General features: G+C 51.4%; 10 protein-coding genes. 1 reads left to right on the top strand and 9 read right to left on the bottom strand.

The window, feature by feature from the left end; all coding sequences use genetic code 11:
• Positions 1-30 precede the first annotated feature (30 nt).
• From BUA83_RS01780 to preA, 9 genes are all read right to left on the bottom strand, one after another.
• Positions 31-3,690 carry an autotransporter outer membrane beta-barrel domain-containing protein gene (locus BUA83_RS01780; RefSeq protein WP_072934458.1) on the bottom strand — a complete coding sequence of 1,220 codons (3,660 nt, stop codon included), beginning with the start codon at positions 3,688-3,690 and terminating at the stop codon, positions 31-33.
• Between the two features lie 261 nt (positions 3,691-3,951).
• Positions 3,952-5,226, bottom strand: a complete 1,275-nt coding sequence (locus tag BUA83_RS01775; RefSeq protein WP_072934457.1) for an SPFH domain-containing protein — start codon at positions 5,224-5,226, stop codon at positions 3,952-3,954.
• 158 nt (positions 5,227-5,384) lie between these two features.
• Complete coding sequence (gene nuoB, locus BUA83_RS01770) at positions 5,385-6,125, bottom strand: NADH-quinone oxidoreductase subunit NuoB (RefSeq protein WP_072934456.1); 741 nt, start codon at positions 6,123-6,125, stop codon at positions 5,385-5,387.
• Between the two features lie 15 nt (positions 6,126-6,140).
• Positions 6,141-7,661: a hydrogenase large subunit gene (locus tag BUA83_RS01765; RefSeq protein WP_094756399.1), complete on the bottom strand. Its 1,521-nt coding sequence runs from the start codon at positions 7,659-7,661 to the stop codon at positions 6,141-6,143.
• Positions 7,661-9,163 carry a proton-conducting transporter transmembrane domain-containing protein gene (locus BUA83_RS01760; protein ID WP_072934455.1) on the bottom strand — a complete coding sequence of 501 codons (1,503 nt, stop codon included), beginning with the start codon at positions 9,161-9,163 and terminating at the stop codon, positions 7,661-7,663. The genes BUA83_RS01765 and BUA83_RS01760 overlap by 1 nt, the downstream gene beginning before the upstream one ends.
• Before the next feature lie 7 nt (positions 9,164-9,170).
• Complete coding sequence (locus tag BUA83_RS01755; RefSeq protein ID WP_072934454.1) at positions 9,171-9,800, bottom strand: hydrogenase; 630 nt, start codon at positions 9,798-9,800, stop codon at positions 9,171-9,173.
• 12 nt (positions 9,801-9,812) lie between these two features.
• Complete coding sequence (locus BUA83_RS01750; protein WP_072934453.1) at positions 9,813-10,703, bottom strand: respiratory chain complex I subunit 1 family protein; 891 nt, start codon at positions 10,701-10,703, stop codon at positions 9,813-9,815.
• The gene (locus BUA83_RS01745) at positions 10,703-12,685 is read right to left on the bottom strand and encodes a proton-conducting transporter transmembrane domain-containing protein (protein ID WP_072934452.1); all 1,983 of its coding nucleotides are present in this window, start codon (positions 12,683-12,685) and stop codon (positions 10,703-10,705) included. The genes BUA83_RS01750 and BUA83_RS01745 overlap by 1 nt, the downstream gene beginning before the upstream one ends.
• A 213-nt stretch (positions 12,686-12,898) precedes the next feature.
• Positions 12,899-14,398, bottom strand: a complete 1,500-nt coding sequence (gene preA, locus BUA83_RS01740) for an NAD-dependent dihydropyrimidine dehydrogenase subunit PreA (protein ID WP_072934451.1) — start codon at positions 14,396-14,398, stop codon at positions 12,899-12,901.
• A 209-nt stretch (positions 14,399-14,607) separates the two neighbouring features.
• Between preA and BUA83_RS01735 the strand changes: the two genes are divergently transcribed.
• Positions 14,608-15,075, top strand: a complete 468-nt coding sequence (locus tag BUA83_RS01735; protein WP_072934450.1) for a MarR family winged helix-turn-helix transcriptional regulator — start codon at positions 14,608-14,610, stop codon at positions 15,073-15,075.
• Positions 15,076-15,140 lie beyond the last annotated feature (65 nt).

Below are 15,140 nucleotides of genomic sequence, written 5' to 3'. Positions count from 1 at the left end.
TTTGCACCATTAAAACAGTCTGCCTATCCTTTAGAAGTTAAACGTCACAGCCACGCCGCCTGTTAAGCCGCGTTTCTTTCCCGCGAAGCCCGAGAGGTTGAAGTCCAGCGTAATGGGCCCGTCCTTCTTCGGGTTCAGGACCGCGCCCAGCTCTGCACGCAGGCTTCCGCCGCTGGTGTCAGCGCCGCGGATTGCTCTGCCGTCTGCCGTACCCTCTGCCTTGCCGGAGAATTCCTGCTCGTATGCCAGTCCACCGTAAAAATCCCACTTTTCACGCTTCATGACATACCGTGTACCGAGCCTCAGAACGTCGCTGTTCACTGCATCAAGGTCATAGTGGCCGCCTGCGTCGAAGCTTACGCTGTTCCTGTGGTTATGGAAGAATTTTCCGTAGACGTCAAGCTCACTGCTTTCATTGAGCTGAATGACCTTGCCCACACCCACATGAACGCCCCAGTATGACGCGTCTGTCTCGTAGCTGTAGGAATTTCCCATGGCATCACGGAGAACGTTCTTCGCGTCGTCGTGAACATTTCCTGCGCGAAGGCTTCCTTCAACATAGATGCCGTCCTTCTTCTGCCATTTCGCCAGGAGTCCGCCGCCGGTGTAGTAGGTGGAGCCGTCGCCCCGCTGGTCTCCGTTGTAGGTAGTGTAGTTTCCTCTGCCGTATTCGAAGAAGGCGCCGTACTCGAAGGAGCATTTTTCCTTTTCGTTTTTATGGCCGAGAGCAATGATAGCATTCCATGTGCGTGTATCCACATGGCTGCCTGTTTCCTGACGTATGGAGCCTCCGCCCATCGTTGCAAAGGAAGCAATACCGTCAGCACCCACATTAGACGCATGACCGAGCCCGTCCTCAGCTGCCGCGATGAAGTCGTCGCCTGCGCCAAGAGCTTCAAGAGCAACCTCTTCGCTCATGACGGTGTTGTGTGTCTGCTCCTGTACTTCCATTTTTTCCGCCGTGGTATCGGTACGGAAAACAAGATTGCTTCCTTCAAGGGATGCTTTTCCCTCACCCTGCAGCGTCGAGCCTACCATGTATTTCGTGCCCGTGATGGTTCCCACGGTATCGCCGAAGTTCCCCACAAGAGTCATTTCTTTATTGGCTTCAAGCTCGGAGATGTTGGTGAAGTTGATGTTGGAGGTATCTACAGCTGCCCCTGCGAAGGTGATATTCGCAGGACGCTCCATAAGTGCCCCTGTATCCTTCCATTCCACATTACCGAAGGTGAGCTTGTCGGCCTTGTTCTCAGTCGCCGTGTATTGTACTTCATTAGCATTTGTCGTCTTGTAGCTGCCGTTTACGGTGCCGTTGACCGTGACGCCGGCAACAGGACTGTAGGCATAGGAAACTTTCTTCTCCGTTGCCGCAATCTCAGCGAGGGTATTATTCGCCTTTAAGAGGGTCGTGCTTCCCGTGACGGCGTCGGGATTCGTGAAGGTAAACTTTGAAAAGTCAATATTGGCGTTTGTATAATCATATCCGCCTTTGGCATCCATATCCCAGCCCCATTCCATCCCGCCAAAGGAAATATTGCTTACATTTTTATCGCTCCGGGCATAGACAAGATTTTTGCCGTCAGTGGAGGCTTTCACTCCCTTGGACTCGGAGTAAGTTAATGTAACACCTTTACACGTATCAGAGCTGGAGCCGTACTCTTTATATTTCAGTGCGTCGGTAATTTGATTGTCGTTGAAAAAGTTTTCCGTGCCCGAGGTCAAAATGTTTTGTTCATTTCCCGGGGCCACGCTCGATCCATCGACGCTCACTGCCGTTATTGAGCTGTTACCAAGGGCCGATGTCCAGCCGGTAGGAACCGCTGCAGTGTTGCAGTCCCAGCCCGTAAGGTCGATACCATTAAGAGCAGTTCCCATAGCTGTATAGCCGATTTGTCCTTCAGTTTCTCTGGTCACGTTGCCGGAAAGGGTGGCCGACAAAGTTGCGCCGTTTACTTCTTTGGTAAAATTCTGGCTATGGGTAATGCTATCCCCTGTTGCTAATCCCGCTGCACTGGAAAGCAAAGTCATGGTATCATTTTTTGTGACATTCTCAGGATTTGTAAATTTGAGGTTATTGGCATTAACAACAGCATTGGTAGCAAAATCATACCCCGTGCCGTTAAATACCGTGCCGCCAGCGTTCCACGCGATGGTGCCAAGGGTGATGTTGTTGACGGGGCTGTTGGCGACAACGTAGTTTATCGCCTGGTTTGTATCGTCACGAACCACGGAGTGGGTGCTGTTGTAGCCGATGGTGACGCCGTCCGCGCCCGCGGTCTTCGCCGTGCTCTGTACCGTCACGGGACTCTCTGCACTCAACGTCGCCTCGGTCTTGCCGCTGGCGCCGGTATAGGCTACCTTTTGGGGCGGGTTAAACCCTCCCTCCGTCTTCAACAGCGTCATGGTGCCGCTGTTTGTTCCCACGATTGACTGCACTCCCGAGACGTCCAGCACCCCGCAATTATTAAAGCCCCACTTCGAGGTCAGCACCGGGGCAGTGGTATTCCATGTCAGCTTGGATGCGTCGAACTCGATGGTCTCGAAGTTATTCACACTATCATTCACTGTACTGCTGCCAGAAAGGATTAGCGTATTACCAGTGTCATCATGAAGCTCTGCGTCGCCACAAACACTTCCTCCAACTGTGGCATCATGAAGGACCACAGTGTTATTACAGCTATTTTTAAAATCACCATAGACGTCGCTATCCACCGTTCCGCCTAGAATTTCAACTTTGTTCCATCCACCATCAGAGGGATTACTCGAACGTCCACCATAGACACTGCCCGACACTTTGCCCTTTATGATAACATGATTATGCGCAGCTCCGCCAAATCGGGCATCGCCTCCATAAACATCTAATAGCACTGTGCCACTGTTGATGGTAACTTCATTGCCCGTGGCATTTTCCATAGACCCGAAGGTTTCGCCACCATAAACCTGTCCACGCACTACACCACCGCTGATGGTGACTTTATTATTCGTGGCCTGACCATTGTCTGAGTGGCCACCATAAACATGTCCACTCACTTCACCACCGCTGATGGTGACTTTATTATTCGTGGCCTGACCATTGTCTGAGTGGCCACCATAAACGTGTTCTACTTCCCCCCCCTCAATGGTCACAGTATTTTTCTCAGCATCCCCTCTGAACGAATATCCGCCATAAACATTCATGTTTATTGTGCCGCCGTTGACCGTGGCGGTATTGCCTGTAGCAGTACCATCACCTCCCCTTACGCGACCACCATAGACATTTTCGCCCACCGTGCCAGTGACGGTAACCTGATTGCCCATGACGTCGTAACCGTGGCCAGACTCGCCGCCATAAACAGCTTTTGTCACCGTGCCGTTGATAGTAACGATATTATTGGTTACTTTACCATCTTTGTTGAAGTAGTATCCCCCACGGACATCTCCCGTAACCTTAACGGCCGCATTTACTGTGACCTCATTGTCATTGGGGTCGCCAGTCCGATCCCCCCAATTATCTCCGCTATGATTTCCGTTTACCTCCCCTGTGTAATCCGTCTCGACAGTCGTAATCTGTCCCGCCACGACAACACCGCCTCCCGCTATCCACAGCGAAACGGCCAGTGCCAGAGCTGCCTGTGCTTTTCTGTCAAAGTGTCCTCTGTTCCACATTGATGTACAGTTGTTCTTCATTTTGGATATTTTCTTCATTTTCATCTCAATTTGCCCTTCTCCCTGAAATTAATGCTCCCTGCAAAAACACTCATATCCATTTTTGAACATACAATAAATTCTGAAAAAAATCTATAGCAAATCAAAAAGTGATGGAAAAAACGAAAAAGTGATGAATTTTTATACCTTTTGACTTTTTATTTTCTCATTTTTGTAGACAATTTGATAGGAAAAAGGACACAAAAAAGCCTCCCCCTAAAGGGGAAGGCAAGAAAATTACACAGTGCTTTTAAATTGATATGAAATTTATGCTCTTGGTTTGCCGCAGTTTGAGCAGAATTTTCCTTCGTTCTGCGTACCGCACTCACATGTCCACGGTCCTGCAGGCATCGGCTTTCCGCAGTTGGGGCAGAATTTCCCTGTGTTTTGCGAGCCGCATTCGCATGTCCACGAGGCTGCAGGCTGCGGCTTTGGTTTTCCGCAGTTGGAGCAGAATTTCCCGCTGTTATGTGTACCGCATCCGCAGGTCCATCCGTCAGCAGGCTGCGGCTGCTGTTGCTGCTGCGCCCCCATCTGATAAAGCTGGCCGGCATTCATGCCGCCTGCGTTCTGTGCCATACCCATACCGATGAAGGCCCCCATTGCCCCTGCTCCGCCTTCGTTGGCTGCGGCATTCTTCATTGCGTCAGCCTGAGCGCCCGTGAGATGAGCCGCCGCCATAGTCGGGTTGCGGAGAGCACCGTTGCGCTGAAGCTCCTTAATCATCTCGGCGTCTTCATCGCTCACGTTTGCACTGGAAACACCAAAGGAAACAACCTTAATTCCTCTGAGCTCTCCCCATTTCTTTGAGAGCACTTCGTTCAGCGAATCGGCAATCTCCGTCGTATGCGCAGGGAGCGCACTGTATCGTATTCCCATTTCGGAGATTTTTGCGAAGGCAGGCTGAAGCGCCGACATAAGCTCGGATTTCAGCTGGCTGTCGATTTTGTCCCGCGTGTAGATATCGTCCACGTTTCCGCAGACATTGGTATAGAAAAGAATCGGGTTCTCGATTTTGTAGCTGTATTCGCCAAAACAGCGAAGTGAAACATCCACGTCAAGCCCCACGTTGTGGTCAACTACACGGAAAGGAATCGGTGTCGGTGTGCCGTATTTGTTTCCGGGAATTTCTTTTGTATTGAAATAATAGATGCGCTGGTCTTTTCCCGGATCTCCGCCAAAGGTGAAGCGTTTTCCCATGGTTTTGAAGACATTGACTATTCCTTCACCAAGGCTTCCTGTAAACACGGAAGGCTCCGTGGAGGTGTCGTAGGTGTATTCGCCCGGCTCGGCGCAGACCTCAACGACCTTGCCCTGCTCAACTATAATCATGCACTGTCCGTCAGCAACGGCAATCAGTGAGCCGTTGGAAATAATATTGTCCTCGGCTGTCGTATTTGAACTGCGTCCCTGCGAGCTGCGGCGTTTCTCTCCCTTCGCCACGAGAACATCTGCTTCAAGCGCCTCACAGGTAAAAAATTCTTTCCACTGGTCAGCCAAGGTTCCACCTGCAGCTCCTGCAGCAGCTTTGATAAGTCCCATGAAAAATCCTCCCTTTTTAAGATTTGCATATTCTTCGTTACTGATTTGTATTTCATTTCATAATTTCATTTCTATGATAGGAGATAATTATGAAAAGCGCAAGAAAAAGGGACTAAAAAAAGCCTTCCCCAATGGGGAAGGCAAGTAAAAAACATTTTTCAAAGCCGTTCGCTGAGCATGTCCGCGGCAGCGAGAAGCGCGGCAATCATGGCAGACGGTCTCGGGGGACAGCCCGGCACATAGAGGTCTACAGGCACGACCTTGTCCGCAGCGCCCACGACAGCATAGCTCTCTCCATAGGTGTTTCCTCCTGCGGCACACGCTCCGCAGGCGAGAACCAGCTTAGGCTCAGGCATTGCTTCATAGGATTTTCTGAGTGCTTCCTCAAGGTTGCGCGTGACTACACCGGTGACCATGAGAAGGTCCGCGTGGCGCGGTGAAGCGTCAAAGTGCACGCCGAAGCGGTGCAGGTCGTAGACGGGGTTTGACATGGCACCCATCTCAAAATCACAGGCGTTGCAGGAGCCGGCATCGAGATGACGTACATGAAGGCTCCGCCCCAGCTTTTCTTTTATTATTTCCGATGTTATCTGCCGGGCGTTTTCCATGAGCACAGGCATGACGTCCTCAGAAGAATGATGAAGTCCTGCTTCCTCTGCCGCGGTCTTCATGGCTGCCTCGACGCAGCGTCCGCAGAAGATGCAGCGGCGGTAGTCAATCGTATATTCTCCGTCCCCCTTCGCCTGAAAAGCCTGCACGGGGCACGCCTTGGCGCAGTCCGAAAGTGCTTCCGCCGGGCATTTACCTTCTATACGTCCTCTGTAGCGTTCGCTGCCAGTAAAGGTGACAGGCTCGGTGGCAATTTTATCGGAAAATAGTCGTTCAAACATTTTCAGCATATTGTTTTCCTCCCCTCACCTGTCAATACACGCATAGCAAAGCTCAAAGCTCTTGTTTATAAGCGGGAAGTCAGGGATGATGTCTCCCTGCACGGCAATCGGCAGAGCAGGCCAGTTCGCGTATGAAGCGGAGCGGACAAATATGCGGTCGATGCGTCCTTCGCCGTCAAGGGCGACGTAGTGGAAATTGCTCCCCCGCGCCGATTCGGATATTCCGAAGCCTTCACCCTTTACTGAAGGAAGCTCCACAGAGAGTGTCATTTCCTGCTCCTCATCAAGCAGCGTCAGAAGCTTTTCTATCATGCGCAGGGATACATGAAATTCTTTGATGCGGATTTTGATGCGGGCCGCCACGTCTCCGTCCTTTTCCAGCGCAGGCTCGAAGGGCAGCTCCGGGTAAACTCCGTAGGAAAAATCCCTGCGGCTGTCGTGCAGGAATCCGCTGGCACGGGCGCCCACGCCCACCATGGCGAGGTCTGCCGCCGTGCTTTTGCGCACGATGCCTGTGGTGCGCACGCGGTTCCGGAAGTTCGACTGGTCAGCAAACATCTCTGAGAGGTCTTCAATGTTCTTCTTTGCGGCAGCAAGCACCTCGCGTATTTTTGCGCGAAGCTCGGGCGTGATGTCCATGGAGACTCCGCCGGGGACTATGATGCCGCGGAGGAATCTGTTCCCTGCGACGGCTTCCTGCAGACGCATGAGCATTTCCTTCGTGCGTCCGCCGAGGCTGATGGCCGGGTTAAAGCCAACACCGCCGGGGATGTTTCCAAGGTCTCCCACATGGTTCGTGACACGCTCAAGCTCTGAAAGAAGTGTACGGATAATCTCCGCTCGGCGCGGAATTTTTGTTTTCGCAATCTGCTCCACAGCCTGACAGAAGCTCCATGTGTTGGCGATGCTGCAGGCTCCGCAGATTCTTTCAACAATCGGAAGCGCCTCAAAGGGTGTTTTTCCTTCCATTATTTTCTCAAGTCCGCGGTGGGTGTAGAAAAGCTTCGCGTCAAGCTGAAGCATTGCTTCGCCTGCCTGACTGAAGCGGAAATGTCCCGGCTCTATGATACCTGCGTGTATAGGGCCGACGGGAACCTCAAAGAGTCCTTCGCCGTGGGCTACATGGATGTCATATCGGCGCTCACCCCGCGCCTCGGTGTTCTTCGCCACGTCCTTCAGAAGCGGGTGAAAGCCCTCCGGGAAGCTCTCATGGAGTACCAGTGGACGCGGGTCGGGGTGTCCCTCGGGGACTATGCCGAACATGTCCTGTATTTCTCGCTCGTACCAGGCTGCCGCAGGAAGCACGTAGGTCAGTGTAGGGAAGCGGTACGGCACTCCTTCTTTGAACACGGCTTTCAGTGCTTCCATTTCATGTGTGCCTGTATTTTCAAAGACGCAGTATATAGACAGGCCTTTTACGTTTTCGTCCCTTCGCTCGTCGCGTCCGAACATTGCTGTAAGAGGGTGTGTGCCCTCTGCCGAAAGGCGCTTTGCCGCCTCAGGAAGCTCAGAGGGCTTTACAAGTTCAATTTTCATTGGCTCCATCAGAGGGCACCTCCCATCACAATTCCTGCTGCCTTTGTCAAAAGCTCGCCAAGATACGGCAGCTCATGGATAAATCCGCTTACGATTCCGCTGCCAAGCAGGAGAACGAGCATTGCAAGGGCATCAACTCGGCCCATAAGCTCGCCTGCCGCCTTGCGCTTCGGTCTGCCTCCCAGCATTCGCATTGCATGGTAAAGGATACCTATGAGCATACCTGCCAGCAGTACAAGGGCGAGAATCCCCAGATACGGATGATTTGCCTTAAAGAAGCCGGCAAGGATATAAAACTCGCTGAAGAATACGCCCATAGGCGGCATGCCCAGGATGCCTACGATACCCAAAAGCCAGAACATTGCCGTGCGCGGCGCCTGATGTATCATGCCGTGGATACGCATAAGGTTTTTCGTCGAGTAGGTTTCTACGATAGTTCCTGCCATGTAGAACAGAATGTATTTTACGAAGGCATGGTTCATCATGTGAAGCAGGGAGGCCTCCACTGCCATCGGAATAAACAGTCCGAAGCCAGCCACCATGAGTCCGTAGTTTTCCATGGAGGAGTACGCAAGCATACGTTTGACATCACGCTGAACTACCACGAAGGGGATAGCGATACCTATGGTAAGGAGTCCGAAGAATATGCTCATGGTGCCGATGAAATCAACACCTACCGCGGGCATCAGGATGATTGTCGCACGCAGGAGGACGTAAATAACGCAGGTGCAGAGCGCTCCCGAGAGCATGCCGCTGGTAAGGGACGGCGCTTCGGAATATGTATCGGGAAGCCATGCGTGCATAGGCGCAAGGCCAATCTTTGTGCCGTAGCCTACAAAGAGGAAGCAGAATGCCATTTTTGCAAGGCGTGGATTGAGCTCACTGCCATGCTCCGCGAGATACGCCCAGTCAAGGGGCATATCTCCGCCAAGGGCACCAAGCTGCGCGTAATATACGAGGATTGTACCCAGTAGCGCAAGGCAGATACCCACGGTGCAGACCATGACGTATTTCCACGCTGCTTCAAGAGAAGTACGGGTGAATTTGAAGGCAACGAGAAGCGCGGAAACGAGTGTTGTCGCCTCAATCGTTACCCACATGAGGCCGAGGCTGTCCACCAGCACCACCAGCATCATTGTCCATACGAAGATATGGGAGAGTGCGTAGAAGCGTCCTTCAAGATGGGTGAAGCGTCTAAGATAGCCGTAGCGGATGTTTGTATCGCGCTCAAGGTAAGCCTTGCTTGTCCACGCAAAGGCGAGGTAGAGCGTTGAGATAATCAGAAGCATCCACACGCTCAGCGCGTCGATATAGAAATATCCGTCATGCACCGGCATGTCAGGATTAAATGTTATAAGGAGCAGGCCCGCGGCGCCGGCGACAAGTGTCGCGGTCAGGCGGTCAGCCCAGTGCAGAAGCGGCAGGCTCAGCACATTTGCTGCAGCCGTCACGCTGAAAATAATCGGCAGCGCCAGGATGAAATACAGGAGCTGCGTTGTCGTAAATTCCATGTTTTCTTTATCCTTTCAGTTTGCGCATAACCGTCGTGTCCGTCGTCATAAAGGAAAGGCTCATGCGGTTTGTCAGTATTACAAGCACCACCGCGGCGATGAGCACGTCCAGAAAGACGCCAAGCTCTACCACCATGGGAAGCCCTTCTGTAATGAGAAGGCCGAGAAGATAGATTCCGTTTTCCAATGTGATGAGTCCGCACATCTGTATGATGGCACGTTTTCTGAGCACCATCATGGAGAGTCCCGTCATTATCATGAGGATTGATGCCGCGATGATATCGCGCCCCTCAATGCCCGGGAAGAGTCTGTCCACCAGAAGATAGCCCATCACGAGGAACACCGCCGCCGCAAGGGATGAATAATTCACCCGGCTGGTGGAGGTGATTTCCCTGTCGTCCGTGATTTTTTTCACAAGACGGAGCATTGCCCCGGGTATGAAGATGACCTTGACAACGAGAGTCAGCAGTCCCGGAAGCACCGCATGAAGTCCTCCACCCACAGAAAATCCTACCACAAGGCAGGCACAGGCAATGATACCCGACTGAGCCGCGAGGCACACAACCGCCCGTTTAAGCCCTGTCATTCGCGTTTGCAGGAAGACGGCAAAAATAAGCAAAACAACAAGATACTGCATAATCTTCCTCCTTTACTGAGCGATGACGGCTACCGCCAAAAGAATGACGGCTGCAGAGAGATAAACACGAACCTTGAAGAGACGCATTTTGTTGTTGAGCGTCTCAACGAGACCTATGATGAGTGTTCCTGCCAGTACCTTCAACGCCATCGGAATCGGCAGCGGAAGGTAAAGCGCTCCGAACATAACGAGGAACACAAGAAGCTTTATCATGCTTCCGAGGTGGATGAATGCCAGCAGACGTCCCGAATATTCGAGAGTCATGCACTCGTGAATCATCGTAAGCTCAAGATGTGTGTCCGGATTGTCCACCGGCAGGCGGCTGTTTTCCGCCAGCATGATGAGGAAGAACGCCGCGCAGCTGAGAACCGCGGGCACGGTGAAGAAGAACTGGTCGTACTGGATGACCATCTGTGAAAGAGTCGTGGAGCCGTAGCGTGTCGCGTTGACAAGCACTGCCAGCATGACGGCAGGCTCTACCAGTACGGAGATATATATTTCACGGCTCCCGCCCATACCCCCGAAGGCTGTGGCAGCATCCATGGAAGAAAGTGTCATGAAGAAGCGGCCCAGTGCCAGCACGTAAACGAATACAAAGGCATCACCGAAGCTGAAGCTCCCTGTTAGAAGCCCCGGCACCATCATTGCGGCGATAATGCTCGTAGTGAGGTAGACGACAGGCGCCGCCACAAATATCCATCCCGTGTACTTCGTGAGAATTACAGGCTTTTTCCACCATTTATAAAGGTCAAAATACTCCTGAAGGATGCTTGCGCCCTGCCGTTTCTGGAGAACAGCCTTCGTTTTGTTGATGATGCCTGCTACAAGAGGCGCGAAAAGCACAAGGCACAACGCCTGCAGGATACCGGGAACCAAAAGCCCCGCAACAGAATTTTGCAGCATTACATCACCCCCCAAATCAAAACGGCAATCATAGCTATCATTGTGTAGCCGATATAGAGGCGCACGCTGCCCTGCTGCAGTGCGCGCATTGTGTCAGCCGAGCGCACTACGAAATGCTCCACCGGCTTATAAAGAAACTCCGAGAACTGATCGGGGATATGCAGATGATATTCCTGCTGCCGTCCGAAATACTCGTGATTTTTCTTCAGATATACACGTTTTCTCTGCGGATTCAAAATGAAATCAAAGGCACGGCGCAAAGGCTTTGAAAAGCCTGTAGCCGAATACTGCTCCCGGCGTGTCGGCACTGTACCGCAGTTCCATGTTTCCTCCTGCTCCACGAAGCACTTTTTGCCTGAAAGAGTGAACCAGAGAATGCCTCCTATAAATACCGCCAAAATCGCGAGAATCAGCGGACTATAGATGGAAAAGCTTCCGTTTCCTGCCCAGAACACCCCGAAAAGATTTTCCATGGGCATGATAATAACGCCCCCTGTGAGGGCACTCTGCATAAAGCCTACCATAGGCGCGGGCAGGATTCCGAAAAAGAGGATAAGAACTGCCTCAAGCCCCATGCCAATGAGCATGGAGGCCGGCATTTCATGTGCCTTCAGGACGAGGCTTGAGCGACGGCGTCCCAGGAAGGTCACTCCGTAAAGGCGGACGAAGCAGCCAAGAGCCAGCGCTCCTGTAAGTCCCATGAGGATAAATGCCAGTATGACAAATACGCGCATCTCCTGCGCGTCTGCCTGCCACGCCAGTGTGATGACGCTCTGCAGCGTCATCCATTCACCCACGAGGCCGCTTGTAAACGGCAGTGAAGCGAGGGACATGGCTCCAATCAGGGTAAAAAATGCCGTCAGCGGCATACGGGATGCAAGAGCGCCAAGCTGCTCGATGTTTTTCGTGCCCGTGGCATGAAGAACAGAGCCTGCCCCCATGAAGAGCAGGCATTTCATCATACTGTGGCTCAGGGAATGAACCAGTACAGCAGTAAAGGCAATGAACGCCATGCTGCCCTTCCCCGTTGCCGTCAAAAGCATACCGCAGCCGAAGGCCGTGTATATGATACCCATATTTTCAACGGAGGAATATGCGAGGATCCGTTTCATATCCTTTTCCATGGACGCGTAAAGAACGCCGAGGAAAGCGGAGACGAGTCCCACGCACATGACGATAAGTCCGTATGCAAAGGTCGAGCAGTCCAGAAACCAGAACATGAAGCGTCCGAAGCCGTAAACAGCGACCTTCAGCATGACACCGCTCATGAGGGCGGACACGTGGCTCGGCGCAGCCGGATGGGCGTTTGGCAGCCACACATGAAGCGGCATGAGGCCGGATTTCAGTGCGAAGCCGATAAAGGCCGATGCAAACACGATGTGACGCATAGGCGTGTCAAGGGTATTTGCAGCCATGGCAGCAAATGAAAAATCCTCCGAGGCGCTGCCCAAAAGATAAAACGCAACAAGTATGGCCGCCGTGCCGAGATGCGTCATGACCATGTACTGATATGCCGCGTACACGACCTCCTTCTTTTCACTCTCGTGATTCACGAGAAGGAAGGACACCAGCGCCATTACCTCCCATGAAAGGATAAAGGTAAAGGCATCTCCTGCCACGATGACAAGCACCATAGACAGTATGAAAAGGTTCCAGAGTCCGGAAAGCAGACGGATGCGCTGTCCGAGGTAGCCCTTTCCGTAGCCTATACCGTAGATGCTCACTGCCGCGCCGGAAAGCCCTGTGATAAGCAGAAAGGCAGCACTCCAGGTATCTACCATGAGAGAATATCTCCCGAACACCAGAGGGCCTACAGTCATACCGGTGACAAGAATCCCAAGGCTGAACAGCAAAACCAGCATGCTTGCCCCTGCCGCCAGAAGCATTCCCGAATAATGCGCCCCAAGCTCCAGCCTCTTCGGCAGGAACATAGTCAATACACCAAGAACAAAAAGCCCCAGCGCTCCAAATAAGTAATCCATACATCCTCCTTCAGCTATGCAAAAGGAAAACAGACAAGAGTTTCCCCTGTCTGTTTTCCTGTCATACCTATGATGTTGATATCTTGCATTAATACGCTATCAGTTTCATAGCTATAGATAAATTTAATAATATCCCTAAATGCTATAATTTGCAACTAGTTTTTGAAAGATTCCCCGGCAACTGTTATCACCGGATAAATCCATCGGAGCATGTTACCTTGTCAATTGCTTCGGTACGCGTTTTCCTACGGTAATGGCGCCCGCCGGGCATACCAGACGGCAGAGCTGGCAGCCTACGCATTTTTTCGGATTCATCTGCGCTTTGCCCTTCTCATTCATCACAATGGCCTGATGTCCTCCGTCGTAGCAGGAGAGGTAGCAGCGTCCGCAGCCAATGCATTCCCCGGGATTGAATTTCGGATATTCGATGGTGTCGCGCTCCAGGTCCTCAGCCGAAACAACATCCGGCAGAGCCTTTCCGACAAGCTCTGCTACCGAATGCATTCCATTGGCGGCCAGATAATCGGAAAGCCCTTCCTTCAGGTCATCAATTATGCGATAGCCATACTCCATGACGGCTGTCGTAATCTGGATATTTTCGCAGCCCATGGCAAGAAATTCCGCCGCGTCGCGCCATGTTTCAATTCCACCCATGCCGCTTACAGGGTAATCCTTCAATATCTCATTTTTATGGATGTCGCTTATAAATCTCAGCGCTATCGGCTTGACTGCTTTTCCTGAGTATCCTCCGACGGTGCATTTTCCGTGAATATTCGGCTCCGAGGCGAAGCTGTCAAGGTCGATATTCATTATGCTCTTGATAGTGTTTATTGCGGCAATTCCCTGCGCCCCCGACTCAATCGCAGCCACGGCAGGAACCTCCATTGCTGTTATGTTTGGAGTCATTTTGGCGAGGATGGGAAGTCCTGTGCCGCGCCGTACCGCCCTCGTATACATCCACACGAGAGACGGGTCTATTCCTATCTCTGAGCCCAGCTTGTCTCCCACCATCTGAGGACAGGAGAAATTGCACTCTATGATATCAGCGCCTGCTTCCTCCACATCATGAGCAATCTGCGACCAATCCATGACGTTTCGTCCCATTATTGAGGCGATAATAACCTTTGACGGGAAATCCTGCTTCAGACGTCTTATCATATCAAGATTTTCTTCGTACTCGCATGTTGAGAGCTGTTCGAGATTTTTGAAGCCAACGAAGGAACGTCCTTCCTTCTTCAGAACGGAGAAACGTGGAGATACCTCTCTGATGTCCAGCTTTGATATGGTCTTTACGCTGACTCCTGCCCATCCCATTCTGAACGCTTTTGCAATCATCTCATAGCCGCTTCCCACCACGGAGGATGATAGAAAAAACGGATTCTCGCAGCGCACGCCGCAGAAGTCAATTGAGAGGTCAACCTGTTTATCCGGCACCTTCAGCTCTTGGGCAGCTTCTCTCAGGTTATTCATAAGCGACTGAATGTGCACAGGATAATCCATATCCGCACGTCTGCACACTCCCTCGCATGGAGCCTCACAGCCTTCACAGCTTTTATCTCCGAGAGCGCGGGCCGCACCCATGATATTTTCAAAGTTAAGCGCTCTTATTATACGTCCTGTATCTATTTCCCGTGGGCACACCGTCGAGCACAAGGGTTCCGCGCACAAAACGCATCTCCCTGCCTCCGCCGCAATTTTTTCACGTATAAACATTGTGCCACCTCCTGCTTTTTAATTATGCCTTCAAACATTACCCTACACTTTTCATATTCTATAAAAATTTTCAAAATCCTTTTTGCATCACGTCTTTAAGTGATACCTAATCTTAAATAGTAAACATCTATTTACTATTTATTGTCCATATAGTATAATACTTAAAGAGTTTTTCATTGTATTTCATATTCAAGGAGAGATATCAGAATATGACCGCTTCTTCCAATCAGCAGGATTCCCTTTCGCAGGTTACATCCGGTTATTTTACGGAGGTCATGCGTCTTATAAGTCAAAGCTTTCTCAGGAAAACATCCCTTCTTATACCAATCAACCAGTTTTCCGTTCTGAAGGTTCTTGAAGCAGAAGGACACCTTACCATGAGTGAGGTGGGTGACCGGCTCCATCTGGTAAAGCAGCAGATGACGCCCTTGGTCGACAAGCTTGTACGCATGGGGTACATCATACGACAGGGACGTGCGAACGACAAACGGTATATTGATTTGGTGCTGACCGACGAAGGCCATGCTTTTATAAAGGAGTGCAACGAGCTTCTAAAAACAAAGATACAGGCAGGTCTTACCGCTCTTTCCAAGGATGAGCTTGCTGTTTTTGCCAAGTCAACCGAAAATCTTATTCCGCTTCTGAAAAAAATAGCTGAACATCAGTCAAAGAAATAAAAAAAGCATTCTGCATCGGCAGTTTTTCGCCGGCAGAATGCTCTTTTTTATTCAGGGCGTGTTGA

It is taken from the genome of Schwartzia succinivorans DSM 10502 (assembly GCF_900129225.1).
Taxonomy (GTDB): domain Bacteria; phylum Bacillota; class Negativicutes; order Selenomonadales; family Selenomonadaceae; genus Schwartzia; species Schwartzia succinivorans.
The sequence above is the reverse complement of the archived record's forward strand: the minus strand, read 5'-3'. Positions and strand labels throughout refer to the sequence as shown.